Genomic DNA, 16,930 nt, shown 5'->3' with positions numbered 1-16,930 from the left:
ATCCTGTTTGTTCATTATTAATCTTTGGCTTTAGACCATTGTTTGGGGTCGAGCAAGTAACACTGTTTAAATTGTTCGTATAGTTGCGGATGTCGGTGCTCTAGCTGGTAAGGTTTCTCAAAAAACGTTTCTGTTACCACAGCAAAAAATTCGGCTGGAGAGGTTGCACCATAGCTGTCAATGACATCTTCAACGCCATCAGCTAAGTTTTGCTGTTGCACACTAAACTCTGCATTTAATACTTGTGACCATTGTTGGTATTGCTCTGCAGTTGGTAATAGGGGCAAACCATCCATTGCCGCATTTTCTTCATCTAATTTGTGTGCAAATTCATGCATCACCACATTGTGTCCATCGCGACCGTCTCTTGCCCCTTGTAACACTTGATCCCAAGCCAGTATTACGGCGCCTCGGTGCCAAGATTCTCCTGCTCGGGTACTTGTACCCGTAATATGCAGCATGCCTTCTGTGCGTGTACTGCTGGCCACATAGGTATTAGGATAAACCAAAATACTGCGAAAGCCGGGATAATAATTACCTGGCCTATTGAGTATTAATAAACAAGCTTGAGCGGCAATTAACACTCTGATTTTATCGTTAATTTCGAGGCCACTTCGCCCAATAATGTCTTTTTCATCTAAAAACACCTGAATATGGCCAGCTAATTTGCACTGCAATTCATCGGGTAAACGTAAATACAATGGAAATTCAGTTTGCAAAATATGCAAGTATTCGGGTGCTAATGGCTGGGATCTTAATTGAATTTGTTTTAATTCACGGCGTTTAATGCTGCGCTTATCCAAGTACAACCAAGTCATCATGACTAAAATAGGTAAACTCAGAAAAAAATATATTAGGATTTGGCGCATAGATTGTCTGTTGATAATTTAAGATTAAACATTAGCTTATCAAGTTATTAAATTTGGAGCTTTAAGATGTTAATTTTAAATAATAAGTAAATACTTGCAACAAAACGTCAAAACGAAAGTTATATAAGACGAGTCGTGTAAACACCCCAATGATAAAAGGATTCAATTCAATAAGGGGTTTGGCAAATATGTTTTAAAAAAATCAAATGTATACTTATTGGGTAAAGCGAGTAACCTAAATAATAATACTAAATAAAGTATGTAGGGTAATTTTTTGTTGCGGGTAATATGTCGATTAGTAGCGTTAATCTATATTCTAACGAGCCTTAGCAGCGCCGCTGAGAAAGGACAACACAAGCTATATTTTGATGTAGATTCTGATGGTGGATGGGTTCCTATCCTTACCGCAGCCCAGCCAGGTTACCCTGGTATTATGACTGAGATAACCGAAGCCATACAACGCCATTCAAATATTAAATTTGTGCCTGTAAAACTCCCTCAAAAACGAGCAGAAGTAGCCTTAACAGTAGGTTCAGTAGATTTTGATTTCATCTGCCTAGAATGGCTAAAGACCCTCGAAGTTGGCCCAGAATATGTCATAAGCGAACCTTTTTTTGAACTCAAAGAAAGTTTTATCACCTTAAAAAAAATAGTGCAGTTATTCCCAACACGGGAGTCTTTGTATAATAAATATGTTGGTACTATTGCTGGGTACTTTTACTTTGATGATGATACTTTTATCCGCACAGATTTTCTCGATGAAAATCACTTGATTTTAGGTTTGAAGCACGAAAGATTCGATGTCATTATATTGGAACAAGAAACGGCTAAACATTGGGCTAAAGTGAATGATGTGGATATAGGTTTTGCTGTTTTACATAGCAAAGGAAATTTTCTAATGAGGATCAGAAAAAAACATCAAGGCCTTTTACCCTTGATAAATCAGGCAATCAAACAAATAAAAGCTTCAGGCGAACTGCAAGCTATTTTAGATAAGCACAATACTGAAATAAATATTCTTTAAACCTCTAATTTCGGTGGTAATACTCACATACCTCGTTGATATTTATTGCAATTACCTCTAATAACCTTAGCACAATGTCAATTGGTTCAGTCCTTATTCCACACAACACTAAGCTTCTTAATTTTGATCTTGCTTTGTTAAAACGGCCTCTTTTTTCGCTATTCCACTACCACTATAATAGAATGTGAAAATACTTATTAACCGGCAGTCACTTTCTCCATGAACGAAGACAATATTTCAACTCCTGATAAAGGATTACTTTTTAATACAAAGGGCAAGGTGTCCATTTGGGCGTCACAACATCCGTATGCTGATATCCCTGATGAGTATTTTGAGGAGACTTTTTTCAAGAAAGGCACTCGGGCGAGAAACACTTGGTCAGATAATTATAAAATTAACTATTTTTCGCCGCAACAAATGGAAACCAATGGTGCTCACACTGGCACCATTGATATTCATGAAGCGGCTGGTGGATGTTCTTGCTCAAGTTCTTTTATTGTCAATTTGATGAGTAAAGCGAAAAAAAATAAGATGCAGCAAGTGACCTGGATTATTTTACTTTTCGAACAGGAATACAGTGTCAAACTCAGTGGTGTTGCAAGTGACGAATACACCACCTTCTTGGGCGCCTTTAATTATGATGCCTCTAGCGAGAGCCTATTAGGTGAACAAGATGAAGAAGATGAAGAAGATGATGAAAATGAAGCCTCAGAGCAAGAGCCAGAATAAAAAGGTAGTGGTATTTTAATCTTCAAGGGCATCACATATTTTCCAATATGTGATGCCCTTTTTAGTCAATATTTGCTGCTTATGCATAGAAAGGCTTTAAACATCTTTCGATGTTGTACATCACTTTTTGCAGATGAAATATGCTGTAAATTGTGGGATCTAAAAATATTAAGACGAAACGACATAAATTCACGACAGATCCCGCTTGTGTTTTTTTCTGGCAGACATATGATCAAGAGATGAACGCTACATTACCAATAAAATATCCGCTCAAAAATTGCATGATTAAGTGCAATTTAGCTTTGTTGTTGTTTTTATTCTTGTCCGTATCGTTTATCAATGTTGCCGCAGCAGGTGATGTTTCCTCTCAGAGTAAAGTCAGATACGCTGCTGATTTTTATTGCGTGGCTGATAGTACCCCTGAATATGACTCAGGTGATGATAGTGTTGGCATCAATCATGAGGTTACTGAGAATGCCGCCCTTAATTCTATTGCGGTTCAAGCTAAGACTACATACTCCTTAAACTATGGCTATTTACGGCCTCTTACCCGCGCTCCACCCAAAGCATTTATTTAAATAAATTCAATTATGCAGAGTAATTTGTAGTCGTATTAATAAATATTTTTGGTGAATGAAAATGAATAACTTTAAAATAATTCCTACTGTGGATAACAGTGTTATTGGCGTCAATATGCCAGTCGAAGCGCAGGCTTGTCCTGATATACATAGCTCAGCTGAGTACGTTGTTAACGACATTCATTGTATTCTTTCGCAAATGATTGCCCCGGATACCAGCATTGATGAAGCGTTGACAGTCATGAAGCTCAGTAATAAAAAGTCTACCTTATACGTTGGGACAGAGACTAAATTATTGGGTGTTATCAGTAGCTTTACTTTGGTTAGCCGTGTTGTATTAATGATTGCAAATCGAAAACGTGTGGCAAGGTCTGAACTAACGGTCGCAGATGTAATGAGTCTAGTCTACAAAATGCCCGCTTTACGAAAAAATAATGTTCACAGAGCGTGTATCGGTGATATCAAGAAAACTATGGAATCACTAGGTGAAGCTTATATTCAAGTTGTGGATGAAACCAACAAGATTTGCGGGATAATATCATCAACAGATGTAAGTCGAGTATTGCATGAGCCAGTTTATATTAATGCTACTGCACATTCGTTTAAGGATTGTTTTAATGTGATGCACGAGCACGAGGAACTTATTTAAGGCTTTATTAGCTAAGGTCTGAGCATCAGGTGAGGATTGTAATAGTCATCTCCCTATTTATTGGCTGTTAACGCTATTAATCGCACCCCTAAACAGAGTGTACTTTGGTTCTGTTTAGGGTTTTATTGATTCACATTGTTAGTTCATTTGACCGGCACTAGTTGCAAGGTATCTTCGGTGTTGGCTGCCACATCGGCTTCGCTCAAGTACTGTTTATGGTATTGGCCGTTGATGTATGATTCAGCCTGATCTCGATAATGTTGATCAAACAACACCCCACTTTGCCCAACAGGATTGATACCCAGTGACTGACTAGGGTCGGCAAAGTCGATGAGTCGGCGAGTCGAGGGGCCGTATGCTACTGACCAAGGCGCTGGACCGATTTTATGTGACAGGTTGTTTGGCGTCTCGTGTCCACCAGGAACAGCAAACTGACCCACGTTGAATAATATATCCAGCGGTTTTTGCTGTCCTAGTGGGTGTTCATGGGTGAGGGTATGGACTGCGCCCCATTGCCAGTTGGCCGTGTTGTTGCCCAACGTGATACGCAGATGTTTTAAACTTTCTCGCCACGCAACGGTCACCGTTGCTGCGCGATCTTCGGTGACTGAGGTTTTTTGATTATCCCACCACGGCGAGTCGGGATCCTCAGCTAAACGCGGTAAAGCAAAATCTATTACGCGAGTACGAATTAATGTTGCGAAGAAGCCGTCACCCATTTCGTCACTCATGGCCTCAAATGCAAGTTGGTAAACTAACTGGTTAAAAATCGTTGCGGCGACTTCATCAGTTTTATGATCCCCATCCCAGTTACTGAGTAAGTTCACGAGCTCTTTTTCATCGGCGCTGGCCGCAGTTTTAATAATGGGTAACAACGGTTTAAGTAAGAGTTGTGCATAGCCGCTGCCAGTGTCCAGTTGCAGTGCTTGACTATTTTGCACATTCCACTGCACGCTATTGTCGCTTAAACGTTGCTCTAGTCGAATCCCTCGAGCGGGTAAATTATAGTAACCCGGCACCTCAATACCACTATCAGGAACGGGCTGATAATTAGCTGAAATAATATATCCGCGTTCTGGGTTTTCTTGTTGGGGATTGTCAGTAAATGGTACAAAGCCCAGTTTATCAGCTTCAGCACTACTGCCATCGAGAATAAATGTAGGATTAACGCCACTAGGGCGCAGAGGCAGTTGAGCCGCTGCCCACCAACCAATATCACCACTAGCATTGGCCCAGATTATGTTGAGTCCTGGCGCATGGATTTTTTCACTGGCTGCACGGGCTTTTGCCAAGGTATCAGCACGGTTGAGTTGATAAAAGGCATCAAGAATTGGGTTATCTGTTTCAAGAAACGCCCACCACATGGCGATAGGTGTTTTGCCAGAATGCTCACCAAGAGCATCGTTGATAATGGGGCCGTGAGGCGAACGACGCAGGGTTAATGTGACTGGGTCCTCACCTTTAACTTCAATTTGCTCAGTGCGACTTTGCAGCTCTACCCATTGGCCCTGATACCAAACTTGATTAATGTTATCAGGATTAAGCTTTTCGGCAATGAGGTCTATGTCATCGTTTTGGAACATAGTAATGCTCCAACCAAAGTCCATATTGTGTCCAAGACTAGCGACTGGGTTGAGTGCTTGATGATGACCATACAGCTCAAACCCTGGATAAGACAAATGTGCTTCGTACCAAACTGACGGAACGGCAAAACCGATGTGTGGGTCACCTGCTAGGAGTGGTTTACCACTGGATGTGCGACTCCCAGATACAGCCCAAGCGTTGCTGCCTTCAAATAGTGCTAAACCGCTATCTGAAATCGCTTGTTGGCTGATATGAGCTAGGCGATTAAGGCCATGCCAATCTTTGGTGGAAAGGGGCGGTGACACTACACCTTCGGGGTGCCAAGCCAGATCAAACACCTCAAGATAGTCAGCACCCAATTGGTCACGTACATAAGTTAGCACCGGCTCAGTGCGAAAAGCGGCGGCAAAACTGTAAGCCATATAACCGGCGACGCTGAGTGTATCCGCAGCGGTAAATGGGCGTTTTGTAATACCAAGAATATCGAACTCTATAGGGGCTGGGTGAATGTTCTGATATTGGTTGATACCATCTAAATAAGCGGCCAACGCCTTATTTGCAGGAGTGCTAGTGTCCATCTTTGCTGCATAGGCATCTGCATGAGCGCGAATGCCTAGAGTACGAAATAAACGGTCGGTAACGAGCAGTTTTGGCCCGAGTATGGCCGCTAACTCACCTCGCGCCAAACGGCGCACCATCTCCATTTGAAACAGGCGGTCTTGGGCATGCACATATCCCAGAGTGCGATACATATCGGCTTCGTTCTGAGCTTGGATATGCGGTACGCCGCGTTCATCATAACGCACGCTGACTGGCGCTTGTAAGTTGGTTAGGCTAACTTCACCACTGCGTATCGGTTGTTTGCTATAGATATACCAGGCACCTAAGACGCCGGCGCAGACAAAGATAACAGTGAGAATTTTTAGGATAAGTTTCATTACATGGATCTGCTTTTTGTATTCACTGTTAACAAAGATAACATTTTATATGTGATTTGCTCACAACTATCACGATGCAGTCAATATGCATATAGTCTATTTTATCTGGCCAGATATAGAGAACTATTTCGCCCTAGAGTTAAGTCATAAGCTAAAGTAATTAATCATACGAATACTTCTATAATAAAGTGTTATGGTGAGGTGATGATGTCAGATTTGGATAAAATCACGACAGGAAAGGAAAGGAGAATAAATGAAAACCTGGATGTTTATTATTTACTTACTAACTTCTTGCTCATTCGTAAGCTTTGCTCAAGCGCCAAAACCTTTTTTATTAACTCATATTGTGTACCCTGATACGGATGACTATTCCAAACTTTTCGTAGAGATTTACACTGAATTGGGCTTTAAGGTCGAGCTGATCCCTACACCCTCTTTACGGGGATTAATTTTACTCAACAACGATGTTGTAGACGCTGACGTATTACGACTTGGTCTAATAGCAAAAACATATCCCAATGTGATAGTGGTGCAACCTAAATTACAAAGCGCTACCTTATCTTTAATATGCTCTAAGGGAGTGCCTTGTGACCGAAGTATATTAAGAAATGAAAAAATATCTATATTAGCAAATAGCAGGATGCTTGCGCTTCTTGAGGATGGAGAATTTAAATCCGTTCATGTAGAAAATGAATTGTTCTCCAGTGTTCTCGAGATGCTTAAGGCAGGCCGATATAACTACGCAATATATGTAATAGATGACGTGATAGAAAAACAATTTGACCAAGACTTACAAGTAGTAGAACTCAAAAAGATCTCAATTAATCATGTTATTCATAAAAAACATATTGGTTTACTACCACAAATTCAAGAAAAAATACGCTCTAAACTCCCAGAGCTAACTCGTAGGCGTTTAGAAAACAGCCATTCTAAATAAGCCTTCTGCGATATCTGCTATTTATGGCTAAACCTTCTTCCCTGTATCCTTTGTTTGGCATTATCCAGCCTGAAAAACTACTACTAACTAGACTCTCACAAGTAGTTGCCCACAAATAATTGGCTAGTTAACATACAGAAATAGGCTTTATTTAAAGTTGATTTTTGAGGGTGGCTATTATGCCGCAGGCAGGCAAGAAAGAGATTAATCAGTTTAGTTTATACGTGATATTACCATTGTGTGTCTCGCTGTGTTCGCCGGTCTTATTTGTGTGGTGTTGATGACTATTCAGGTCAGAACTATGAGCACAGGCGAGGTTGGGTTGAGTCTCGTTTACTTTATTTATCGTCAGTGTTTGCTATTGATAGCGTGGCTAGCGTATCTGTGTCTTTGCGGTGATGAGTAATCACGTACATGTGGTGTTGTATGAGAATCTAGAAAAGGCTCAAGGTTGGTCAGATAAACAAGAGTCGGCGTTATGGCATACCAGTATTCAACAGCGCATTAATACAGCAACACACACAACAACCTAATAACTTAATGCCCTTTATTAGTAGCCCAAGACAATATATACCCAAAGGTATCGCCTACAGCCTCAAGACTATTGTGAACGGGTAGACACGACAGGCAAAATCATTCGGGCAGACAAACGCAGTTACATTGAGGATAAAAACCCAACACTAGAAAGACTAAGCTTAGACTCAGAACAAGGGTTAACCCTAACCACAGAGTTTGAACAACACTTTACTACTGCAGCAGGTAGCGAACACTTAATGCGTCAATTTGGTTTGCACACCGAACATCAAAGAATGCGCGGTATTGGTAAAGCGAAAGCGCTGTTAAAATATGCCTAAGTAAACTATTAGCACTTTTAAGCTATCAATCTAAGAGGTTGAGGTAATCGCTTGTTTCAAATCTAAGAAAACTAAGGCAAGTCGTCAGTTTTCAAACAAACTAAGCAAAAAACTTTCAAGGCACTCACAACTTCTCATTACCTGTAATAAAAGAAATTAAATTTTGTAGGTTTCACAGTTTTGGTTAATTTATTAACGTGGGTGTCACAGTAAGCAACAGTAAGCAAACATATAGGTTTTAGCCGTCACTGTGTGTGGGTTTTTACAAAAATGCACTTGTCTAAGGGGGACTTGATGACCCTTATTTGACTATTTAATAAGACATATCTAGACATTCCTTAAAATGGCATCCCTACACAACCAACAGTGATATTGCATACCCTTAGGCGCAACCGTCGATCAAGACTTATCGAGTCAAATGCAGTGATTTGGCGTGTTTTTCATACAACCAAAGTAGACTGAAGTCGTATTTACTTATTGCATTCACATATTTGAAATTTGTTTAAGTCATTGATAAGTAACAGCTTAATTTTAAAGGTGGTAGGTAAGGAAACAAAACAAAACATGTTAGTCCATGGACTATAACCTGCACCATCGCGCTGAACGAGCTCACTACAGAATTACATTGCCACTTAGAATACTTCCATAATAATATGTAATCATAAAAGCGTTAGGCTCAACTAAGTTCTCGATAAGAGGGAAGAAAATGAAAGCGTGGATACTCATCATTTATTTGTTAACTTTTTATTCATTCATAAGTTATGCCCAGTCCCCCAGACCTTTTTTATTAACTCATATTGAATACCCTGAACACGATGATTACGCTGAACTTTTCGTAGAAATTTATAGTGAATTGGGATTTAAAGTGGAGCTTATTGCCACACCTTCTTTGCGGGGATTAATCTTACTTAACGACGGTGTTGTAGACGCTGACATATTATGACTAGGTAAAATAGCAACAAAATATCCCAACGTGATAATGGTAAAACCAGAGTTAAAGCGTGTAAGCTTATCTTTAATTTGTGCCAAGGGAGTACCTTGTAATCGAGGTGTTTTTGCAGATAAAAGAGTCTCTATACTGGGAAATGACAGGATGATAGGGCTTATTGGTAATGGAGAGTTTAAATCGATTCATGTAGATAATGAATTATTCTCCAGTGTTGTGAGTATGCTGAAAGCTGACCGGTATAATTATGCAGTCTATGTGATAGATGAGGTGATAAAAAAACATTTTGACCAGGATTTTCAAATAATAGAGCTTAAAAAGATCTCGATTAATCATATTATTCATAAAAAACATATTAGCTTACTACCGCAGATTCAAGAAAAAATACGCGCTAAATTGCCTGAATTTAATCGCAAACGATTAGCGAAAAATAACAATTTTCAACAACAGTCAAGGTCCGCTCAATCTAACTATTAAACATATGATTATTTTTGACCGACATGGCGCCAAGATATTTGAGTACACCTGTAAGACCTTAATAAAATTTCTGGTAATACAACCTAGAAGGTCAACAAAGATCATACTTTTAGCAGTGAGCAGATATTTATCAGAAATGACGGCAAAGCCGTCGATTTGCTGTCATTTTGAATTTTTCTGCATCCACTCCCTAGAGCAGTCATTGAGCCTTGCAAACCTGATCGACGATTCTGCTGTATAAATTAGTAGTCTAACGTTAAATCTGACTGGGAAGTTTGTGCAATAAGGGGCCGTTAAGCACAGGTAATGCTTCAGGGTAAGGTGTGCTATAAATAAACAATGAAAAATATCATTCGTTGATTAACGCAGCTTTATAAGCAAAAAATACGTTGTTGCTTAGTTTGAGCTTGGCGCGAACCACAACAGGATTTCAATTGAATTTTCAACGCTATTTTGGCTTCAATTAATATACTTAGATACATTTAAAATTGCTGGCTCCCTAGTTGAGTTCAACCACTTTATCTTGGTTTACATGGCGATTGAAGCGGGCTAGCAGTAAGCTGATTTTTGGTCGAATATAGGTTTGGCAAAACGGCCGGTCTGGTGCTGAATAGTAGTAGTTCGAAAGCTCAATTTTATTCTGTTTAAAATGTGTGAAAGGATAGACTTGAGTAATGACTGGTTTATGAAAATCAGCACTAAGTAGGTGCAATATATCTTGAGCTTGCTTAAATTGAACATCGTCAAAGGTGTATATGGCTGAACGGTATTTTCCGCGCATAGAATGGTTGGATGTACTGGCATGGGTATGCAAATGGATTTCGATTAAGTCTGATAACGAAATGACGGCTGGGTCAAAATACACTTCAACCGCTTCAGAAAAGCCAGAGTGCTCGCCGTTTGATGCTATCCATCCTTGATTCACTTTTGTTATACCAAGAAGTGATGTAAATACGCCTTCGGTACACCAGTGACAACCACCACCTAAACCAATTTTATTAGGGGCAGTTGTCATGTCAGGATGCTTTAATTGCTTTTTTACAACAAGTCACACGTATTTAAACTCTCTAAGCTGAAGGTAGTTTCCAGCCAGGTCTTACAAAGTGGCAGGTGTAACCGTTGGGGCGGGTTTCTAGGTAGTCTTGGTGTTCAGCTTCAGCTTCCCAAAAATCACTAACTGATTCTACTTCGGTCACTACTTTACCAGGCCATAATCCACAGGCATCCACGTCAGCAATGGTTTTTAGTGCTTCTGCTTTTTGCTCATCAGACACATAATAAATAGCCGAGCGATATGACGCACCGGTATCGTTACCTTGCCTATCTGATGTGCTGGGATCATGAATTTGAAAGAAAAACTCTAAAATTTGTCGATAGTTGATAACGTCATTATCAAATAATATTTCAATTCCTTCTGCATGGTTACCATGATTGCGATAAGTCGCATTTGGCACTTCACCACCGGTGTAACCCACCCGAGTGGATTTAACACCGGGCATTTTACGAATAAGATCCTGCATGCCCCAAAAACAACCTCCGGCTAATACTGCGCGTTCATTTGCCATGACTAAATATCCTCTACTTGATCTAAATAAGCTTCATAACCTTTGTTTGCCATTTCATCCCGAGGGATAAAACGCAGTGAAGCAGAATTAATACAATAACGCAGACCACCTTGGTCTTTCGGCCCATCAGGAAACACATGACCTAGGTGACTGTCACCATGAGAAGAACGTACCTCAGTACGCATCATACCAAGCGAGTTATCAGTAATTTCATTAACGTTGACTGAGTCTATCGCTTTAGTAAAGCTTGGCCAGCCACATCCTGATTCATACTTGGCAGATGAGGCAAATAGAGGCTCTCCAGATACTACATCTACATAAATACCAGGTAAGGTGTTGTTTAATAATTCACCGGTACCAGGGCGCTCGGTGCCATTTTCTTGAGTGACGTGAAACTGCTCTGGTGTCAGGGCAGAAATTGCATCCTGTGATTTTTGATATGTACTCATAATTTCCTCTTTGCCATTGACGTCATGTCACTGTGTAAGTGTAACAGACCTGCTAGTAATGTATTTTATTGCGAAAGTGGGATAAAGATCACTATTTCAAAATATCTAGCGTTCTTAAAGCCAAAAGAATTAGCCTCAATATTGATACTAGCTGCTAATTCGGAATCAGACAGTTCTTATGCCTACAATATCTTCACACATATAAAACTGTACAAAAGTACCATAGTTGGGCTGATTAGGTTATCGAAGCAGTAGGGTAAATAACCAATGGTGGCAATTCCATATAAGCGGTCGCAGCGGTGGCTCGATATAGATGGTTTGAGCTTGTAACAGATTCTGTGCAACTGCCATTATTTAAGATGTTTCACGAGGCATTCCCCAAACTCGGTAATAAAGCGAACCATCGCCTGTCGCCAGTTATGACTTGGCATAGACCATTCCTTAGATGCTTTGGTGATGGCTAAAAAACAAGGGGCTCAAATCAAACACGAACCGGTATTGAGTATGTTAAAACACGTTAGCGCACAACACATGCAGCCAGAACATCCTCTTGCGCAGCTGGAAAAAAATAGTGAGTGATGGAAAGTGAATAATAAGACTTATCGTCATAAGCGATTACCCACTTAGAGGAGTGAAGGTCGCTTACTTTGCAATGCATGAAAGTGCAAGACTATAACTCAATGATGACAGCATAAACGCGCCCTGATTGGGCGCAGCGCAAACTCATTATCTGGGAAAGCAGCCGCATTTTTGTGCTGCATTCCCGCGATTTAAAAGGGAATAGGCATTGCTGACATTATGAATGTTTCTATCATGATTTTAAAAACACTCAGCCATCTCAGCCATCTCAGCCAACTTCGGCCTATACCCCCATATTACTCAGAGTCACCATAATATTATTCAGAATGCCGGCCACCCTAGGGTGATCTTGCTCAAAGGTGGTGATCATATTCTCAACTTGATCGACCAAGGTTTGAGGATCGCCTGCGACCAACTTGGGCTCATTTAACTGCAGTTCTATTTCTGCAATAAGCCCCGTCAATTTATTTTTATCATCATCTGGTGCACGTAAGTCACCAATAGTGCTATTCAATTGCTCTAAATATTCTCTTAGTTGCTGGCGTTCCACGTCAATCTCCTATGGGATGTTGTGAGCTAATCATAGCATTAATGAATACTTTACTATTAACCGCCGTCAATAAAACATTAAAGTAATACCATCATCAATCACATCATTAATTTTGCAGGGAGAGTGGGGGCAGGTCTTGAATGTTGCACAAAATACAAACCTGACTCCTTATGTTCTGCTTAGCTAAAGGTTAGTGGGGTCTTGTGAAGTACACTTGGCATTTGCCCCAAGAATAAGCCATGTTTAGCTTGAATTTTAAATGCGGGAACACAGTGGCGGTGCCACAAGAGATTGGAATGAGTGAGTTATTCTAGCTGTCCAGTTAATTTTGGATGGCGAAAAATAAATTAATCTGTTTAATTTGGATCTGACCCTTTTATACTGACCATGCCACTGCTACCCCTTTGATGACAGCTAAACAAAGCATAAAGGATAAAACATAAAGGATACTATTTTGTCTATCCCATTAGCTCATTGGCTTTGTACTGAAACGTAGACATCGCTTTAAATGAAATGTTACTCGATGATCATTTTGGACATATCAGACACTAAGTCTGCGCCATCACCCGTTTCAATGAATGTAAATGCAATATCACCAGCGATAAAGTGACATTCCTTTCGTTCACGGATACAAGCCCTAACACTATGTATATCGAACGGAGGCGCCGGAGTCCAACTTGATGCATTCAATATATGTTTTGAGATAAGAAAATGGTTAAGGCTTTTATCCTTACTCCCCCCCAATGCGGTAGACATGTCTTGGCCTAAAGGTAATTTGCCCAGGGAGAGTAATGTTTCACTTTTTAATTTTGCTGTTGCTTCGCCATAATCAGCATCAGTAATCCAGTTTGATGACAATTTTATGTCCATATTAATGGCGTGTGATAGCGATTTTGCAGCCGTATAATTAATGTTGAAGAAAATGAGATCGAGCCTAATCGCATCAATAGCGTGTGAATACTCAAACTTAAAAACTAAATCTGCTGCAATGGTTAATTCGCCCTCCAGTTCAAAAAAGCGCAGCACTCGAATACATCTTTCTTTAATACTTATTTGCCATTTCTTATTATCTGTTTTAGGAATAGGGGTGAGATGATAAAAGCCATCTATCGAGATTTTAGTTGAGTATGTAGCCAAAAATTTAGAGGTTTCATTTTCTATTATTTTGGCACCGACTTTTTTTAAAGCTGCGATTACGTCAATCTCTAGCAACTCACCACTCACCGCAGAGCCTCTGGAGCCAACGACAACAATCTCCTCGATTTTGTCAGAAGGATCTTTCTTGATCACGTCGTACTCTCTGACTACCAAAGGTGTGTTGCATACCCCATTCAGTTCATCAGACAACCCGGCTATGTAGTCTTGGGTTTCGACATCCCCGTGCAAAACAGCAAGGGTGATACTACCTTCAGTTTTACTTGAATTGTCCACTCCTTGAATAAAGGAAAATCCAGAAATGGAATAGATAAAGTAAAACATGTAGATAGAAGCCAGAGCCAAGCCTGTTTTTAAGAACGGCAACCAAAGGTTAGTAATCCATTTACGATAGGTAACGTTTTCACTTCCCATGAATAACCCATTCCTTTTTTGAATTCTGGACTAAGAGACATTCAATTTGGTGAACTGAACAGTCGTTAACTGAGAAAAAGTATTGATGACGTTCTTTTAGTCGAAAAGCGATGTTACCGCAAGCCAAAATGGCTAAAAAACAACCGATACGCTGCTGCGACCCCGATACCCAACCTAATCTTCTAAACATATATAGATCAACAACTATGATAGGTTAATTTGACCGCTTGATTTTCAACTCCTTGATTACTTGTGCCGTTATATTGGACTTTTTTTAAACAATATAAAGTAGACTAAAGTAGCATTTACTTATTGCATTCACATGATTTGAGAGTAGTTTAAGTCCCTAATAAGTAACAACTTACTTTTAAAGTGGCAGGTAAGGAAGTAAAATATGTTAGTTCATGGACTATAACCTGCTTAAACTGCGCCATCGCGCTGAACGAGCACATTATCCTCATCATGTATCATTGCGGGTAGACCAAACGCTAAGCTGGTTTTATCGCTCTGAGTCTTGTCAGAATAACCCTGATGGTCAATTTATCTTTCTGTGGGTAGCCTTTAATGCTGCCTATGCTGAAGACCTTGCATGTTTGAACGTAAGTGAGGCTGCCACCTTCTGGGGTGAATCTGATAGGCAAACTAGTACCCATCATTTTTAAAGTGAGGATAGACAACCAGCTGACCTTGTGGAGTGAGGCGAATTATCCGGTGGGCTGGTATTTAGCTAAAAAACAAGGTTTGGAAGTAACATCATGCTTAAACATAATGAATAAGAGTGAAATTGGTAAAAGTGAAACGATGATCAATAAGCATAACAAACTTGAACAGGCCAATCTTATCCAGGCGTGCCGTCTGGACTCTATTGATTATTTGCTGCTGTTTAAATACACCTTTTACCGAAGAGTACTAAATACTCGCCCAACTCCTTTTTTGCAAAGGAGCAAATCTTTAATGGATAAATTTCCATTCACTATGCTGTTTTACAGAAAAATCATTATAACTATCTGCGAGGGAAGAGAAATATGGATTTAAGGCAGGCTCTAAGTGTCCTTTCAAAATCGTCGCCTTATGCAGTATCAACAGAACGGTTAGATTTAATATCGACAGAATTAGATAATATAAAAAACTATCTCTATATCACAACCGATATAGAAACTGATTTTAAAGCACAGCTCACATCACTATCGCCAACTGATAAAAAAATCATATTCCTGTGTGGAAGTAGTGGCGATGGTAAGTCAGAAATTTTAACTCGTTATAGTCAAGACTTTTCCAAGAGAGCAACATTTCACTTAGACGCGACACACAGCTTCGATCCCAATGTGAACGCAATACAGACTCTTAATAAATTGTTTGAAGAATTTGAAGCTGGTTCACATCCCTTAGTTATTGGCATAAACGTCGGAATGCTGGGGAATTATGCTCAAGAAGGCGATTGCCTTCCTATAAAGAATTCAATTAAGGCATTCTTAGAAAACCAAAAATATTCGATAAATCATGTTTTTTTGAATTTTGAAAGTTATACAAAGTTTCAATTGAGTGAAGATGGCCACTCTTCAGATTTTGCTATGCGTATTCTAGGAAAGATTACCGCCATGGACGACAATATTATTAGGCAGTACTTTGACAAGGAATTAGCTTCTCAGAGCCCCGATAGAAAGCTTTGTGCTAACTATAGGTTACTCAGTATACCTGAAGTGCAAGAAAGGCTCATAGATGTACTTTTCAAAGCACGCTTAATGAAAGACCAGTTTTTAACAGCAAGAACATTGCTCGACTTTATTCACACCTTGTTAGTCGGAAATGGTAACGATTCTGAATACTTATTCGATAACTTATTTAAAGAATCTGACAATGAGCTGTCTTCAAAAATTATTGAATTTGATCCTGCGGACCAAAGAACCAATGCCATTGATAAGTTTGTATTGTCGCATAGCTTGGGACTACCAGACCCAAAGTTTGATGAATATATAGCTTGTTTATCATCAGAGTTAGGGATCAGTAAGCCTCAAAGTCCTAAACCTTATTCCTACCTAAGACTGTTCTATTTATTAAAAGGTATGGACTTAGGTAACAACTATCACTCGAAGTTTTACAATGACTTTTCTGAAACTTTAATCGATCGTTATTCAAATATTTGGAATCTACATAATAATTTCGACGGTGACCCTTCTAAGAAATTTAGCCTAAGAGGTTTCTATCGAGATACTGTTGTTGCAGCTATTCATAAATATAACAATCGAAATGCGACTAATTTAGACAAAGGACAGTTTCTAATATCAGAGCATAATAAATACCAAGTTGTTACTGAAGTAGAACTCAAACTTGACTTAGAAGCCATTAAGTCAAATAACAAATCAAAACCTTTTTTCTTTATTGCACACATCAAACTTAATGAAAAACCATTCGTAATTCCCATCAACATTAATTTATTAAAGTTAATGGAAGATATTGTTAAAGGTTATCGTCCCAATAAACATGATAAAAATACCGTTGTACTTTTAGATGAATTAGTAGACCAAATTTCTGAAATTGCAGCTAATTCAAACACCTTAGTAATTGTTAAAGGCAACAAGCGTTTTACGGTTAAAAATATTGATGATGAAGACATCGAAGTGAGTGGGGTATAA

At 39.4% G+C, this 16,930-nt stretch carries 18 protein-coding genes and 1 pseudogene; 12 read left to right on the top strand and 7 right to left on the bottom strand.

Annotation, left to right across the window (positions count from 1 at the left end; all coding sequences use genetic code 11):
* Positions 1-17: 17 nt before the first annotated feature.
* Positions 18-869, bottom strand: a complete 852-nt coding sequence (locus C427_RS20120; RefSeq protein WP_007634983.1) for a M90 family metallopeptidase — start codon at positions 867-869, stop codon at positions 18-20.
* A gap of 277 nt (positions 870-1,146) precedes the next feature.
* Here C427_RS20120 and C427_RS20115 point away from each other — a divergent pair, with 277 nt between their 5' ends.
* From C427_RS20115 to C427_RS20100, 4 genes are all read left to right on the top strand, one after another.
* A complete protein-coding gene (locus C427_RS20115) occupies positions 1,147-1,893 on the top strand; it encodes a substrate-binding periplasmic protein (RefSeq protein WP_236613717.1) in 747 nt (248 codons plus the stop codon).
* Between the two features lie 219 nt (positions 1,894-2,112).
* Positions 2,113-2,622: an immunity 22 family protein gene (locus C427_RS20110; RefSeq protein ID WP_007634979.1), complete on the top strand. Its 510-nt coding sequence runs from the start codon at positions 2,113-2,115 to the stop codon at positions 2,620-2,622.
* 281 nt (positions 2,623-2,903) lie between these two features.
* Complete coding sequence (locus C427_RS20105; protein ID WP_226991042.1) at positions 2,904-3,200, top strand: hypothetical protein; 297 nt, start codon at positions 2,904-2,906, stop codon at positions 3,198-3,200.
* 61 nt (positions 3,201-3,261) lie between these two features.
* On the top strand, positions 3,262-3,849 hold the full coding sequence (locus tag C427_RS20100; protein ID WP_007634972.1) for a CBS domain-containing protein: 588 nt from the start codon (positions 3,262-3,264) through the stop codon (positions 3,847-3,849).
* 143 nt (positions 3,850-3,992) lie between these two features.
* On the opposite strand, the gene C427_RS20095 is transcribed toward C427_RS20100, so the two are convergent.
* Entirely contained in the window at positions 3,993-6,371 is a 2,379-nt protein-coding gene (locus C427_RS20095; RefSeq protein ID WP_007634969.1) for a penicillin acylase family protein, read from the bottom strand.
* 253 nt (positions 6,372-6,624) lie between these two features.
* On the opposite strand from C427_RS20095, the gene C427_RS20090 reads away from it, so the two are divergent.
* The 4 genes and pseudogenes from C427_RS20090 to C427_RS20080 all read left to right on the top strand — a co-directional run bounded on the left by C427_RS20090 (position 6,625) and on the right by C427_RS20080 (position 9,585).
* Complete coding sequence (locus C427_RS20090) at positions 6,625-7,308, top strand: hypothetical protein (RefSeq protein ID WP_007634968.1); 684 nt, start codon at positions 6,625-6,627, stop codon at positions 7,306-7,308.
* A gap of 240 nt (positions 7,309-7,548) precedes the next feature.
* Positions 7,549-8,162 (top strand): annotated as a pseudogene (locus C427_RS28595) (hypothetical protein).
* A gap of 706 nt (positions 8,163-8,868) precedes the next feature.
* Positions 8,869-9,105 carry a hypothetical protein gene (locus C427_RS20085; RefSeq protein ID WP_007642434.1) on the top strand — a complete coding sequence of 79 codons (237 nt, stop codon included), beginning with the start codon at positions 8,869-8,871 and terminating at the stop codon, positions 9,103-9,105.
* A gap of 36 nt (positions 9,106-9,141) precedes the next feature.
* On the top strand, positions 9,142-9,585 hold the full coding sequence (locus C427_RS20080; protein WP_226991268.1) for a hypothetical protein: 444 nt from the start codon (positions 9,142-9,144) through the stop codon (positions 9,583-9,585).
* Positions 9,586-10,084: 499 nt separating this feature from the next.
* Here the strand turns inward: C427_RS20080 and C427_RS20075 are convergent, their stop codons facing one another.
* The 3 genes from C427_RS20075 to msrB are packed head-to-tail and all read right to left on the bottom strand — an operon-like array spanning position 10,085 to position 11,599.
* Positions 10,085-10,600 carry a peptide-methionine (S)-S-oxide reductase gene (locus tag C427_RS20075; protein ID WP_007642431.1) on the bottom strand — a complete coding sequence of 172 codons (516 nt, stop codon included), beginning with the start codon at positions 10,598-10,600 and terminating at the stop codon, positions 10,085-10,087.
* 52 nt (positions 10,601-10,652) lie between these two features.
* The gene (gene msrA, locus C427_RS20070; protein WP_007642430.1) at positions 10,653-11,150 is read right to left on the bottom strand and encodes a peptide-methionine (S)-S-oxide reductase MsrA; all 498 of its coding nucleotides are present in this window, start codon (positions 11,148-11,150) and stop codon (positions 10,653-10,655) included.
* Between the two features lie 2 nt (positions 11,151-11,152).
* The gene (gene msrB, locus C427_RS20065) at positions 11,153-11,599 is read right to left on the bottom strand and encodes a peptide-methionine (R)-S-oxide reductase MsrB (RefSeq protein WP_007642429.1); all 447 of its coding nucleotides are present in this window, start codon (positions 11,597-11,599) and stop codon (positions 11,153-11,155) included.
* A 456-nt stretch (positions 11,600-12,055) separates the two neighbouring features.
* On the opposite strand from msrB, the gene C427_RS28305 reads away from it, so the two are divergent.
* Positions 12,056-12,178, top strand: a complete 123-nt coding sequence (locus C427_RS28305; protein WP_007642420.1) for a hypothetical protein — start codon at positions 12,056-12,058, stop codon at positions 12,176-12,178.
* 283 nt (positions 12,179-12,461) lie between these two features.
* Here the strand turns inward: C427_RS28305 and C427_RS20060 are convergent, their stop codons facing one another.
* Entirely contained in the window at positions 12,462-12,728 is a 267-nt protein-coding gene (locus tag C427_RS20060; RefSeq protein ID WP_007642419.1) for a DUF4404 family protein, read from the bottom strand.
* Between the two features lie 516 nt (positions 12,729-13,244).
* Positions 13,245-14,297 carry a hypothetical protein gene (locus C427_RS20055; protein WP_007642418.1) on the bottom strand — a complete coding sequence of 351 codons (1,053 nt, stop codon included), beginning with the start codon at positions 14,295-14,297 and terminating at the stop codon, positions 13,245-13,247.
* A 404-nt stretch (positions 14,298-14,701) separates the two neighbouring features.
* On the opposite strand from C427_RS20055, the gene C427_RS20050 reads away from it, so the two are divergent.
* The 3 genes from C427_RS20050 to dptF are packed head-to-tail and all read left to right on the top strand — an operon-like array spanning position 14,702 to position 16,930.
* Positions 14,702-14,959, top strand: a complete 258-nt coding sequence (locus C427_RS20050; RefSeq protein WP_007642417.1) for a hypothetical protein — start codon at positions 14,702-14,704, stop codon at positions 14,957-14,959.
* Positions 14,960-15,008: 49 nt separating this feature from the next.
* Positions 15,009-15,332, top strand: coding sequence for a hypothetical protein (locus tag C427_RS20045; RefSeq protein WP_007642416.1), 324 nt, complete (start codon positions 15,009-15,011; stop codon positions 15,330-15,332).
* On the top strand, positions 15,323-16,930 hold the full coding sequence (dptF, locus tag C427_RS20040) for a DNA phosphorothioation-dependent restriction protein DptF (RefSeq protein WP_007642415.1): 1,608 nt from the start codon (positions 15,323-15,325) through the stop codon (positions 16,928-16,930). The genes C427_RS20045 and dptF overlap by 10 nt, the downstream gene beginning before the upstream one ends.

This window comes from Paraglaciecola psychrophila 170 (assembly GCF_000347635.1).
Classification (GTDB): domain Bacteria; phylum Pseudomonadota; class Gammaproteobacteria; order Enterobacterales; family Alteromonadaceae; genus Paraglaciecola; species Paraglaciecola psychrophila.
The sequence above is the reverse complement of the archived record's forward strand: the minus strand, read 5'-3'. Positions and strand labels throughout refer to the sequence as shown.

Excerpts from the sequence above, each read along its gene's own strand:
- C427_RS20120 (WP_007634983.1), bottom strand. The coding sequence starts at position 869 with ATGCGCCAAATCCTAATATATTTTTTTCTGAGTTTACCTATTTTAGTC.
- C427_RS20110 (WP_007634979.1), top strand. The coding sequence starts at position 2,113 with ATGAACGAAGACAATATTTCAACTCCTGATAAAGGATTACTTTTTAAT.
- C427_RS20105 (WP_226991042.1), top strand. The coding sequence starts at position 2,904 with ATGATTAAGTGCAATTTAGCTTTGTTGTTGTTTTTATTCTTGTCCGTA.
- C427_RS20100 (WP_007634972.1), top strand. The coding sequence starts at position 3,262 with ATGAATAACTTTAAAATAATTCCTACTGTGGATAACAGTGTTATTGGC.
- C427_RS20095 (WP_007634969.1), bottom strand. The coding sequence starts at position 6,371 with ATGAAACTTATCCTAAAAATTCTCACTGTTATCTTTGTCTGCGCCGGC.
- C427_RS20090 (WP_007634968.1), top strand. The coding sequence starts at position 6,625 with ATGAAAACCTGGATGTTTATTATTTACTTACTAACTTCTTGCTCATTC.
- C427_RS20085 (WP_007642434.1), top strand. The coding sequence starts at position 8,869 with ATGAAAGCGTGGATACTCATCATTTATTTGTTAACTTTTTATTCATTC.
- C427_RS20080 (WP_226991268.1), top strand. The coding sequence starts at position 9,142 with ATGGTAAAACCAGAGTTAAAGCGTGTAAGCTTATCTTTAATTTGTGCC.
- C427_RS20075 (WP_007642431.1), bottom strand. The coding sequence starts at position 10,600 with ATGACAACTGCCCCTAATAAAATTGGTTTAGGTGGTGGTTGTCACTGG.
- msrA (WP_007642430.1), bottom strand. The coding sequence starts at position 11,150 with ATGGCAAATGAACGCGCAGTATTAGCCGGAGGTTGTTTTTGGGGCATG.
- msrB (WP_007642429.1), bottom strand. The coding sequence starts at position 11,599 with ATGAGTACATATCAAAAATCACAGGATGCAATTTCTGCCCTGACACCA.
- C427_RS28305 (WP_007642420.1), top strand. The coding sequence starts at position 12,056 with ATGGCTAAAAAACAAGGGGCTCAAATCAAACACGAACCGGTATTGAGT.
- C427_RS20055 (WP_007642418.1), bottom strand. The coding sequence starts at position 14,297 with ATGGGAAGTGAAAACGTTACCTATCGTAAATGGATTACTAACCTTTGG.
- C427_RS20050 (WP_007642417.1), top strand. The coding sequence starts at position 14,702 with ATGGACTATAACCTGCTTAAACTGCGCCATCGCGCTGAACGAGCACAT.
- dptF (WP_007642415.1), top strand. The coding sequence starts at position 15,323 with ATGGATTTAAGGCAGGCTCTAAGTGTCCTTTCAAAATCGTCGCCTTAT.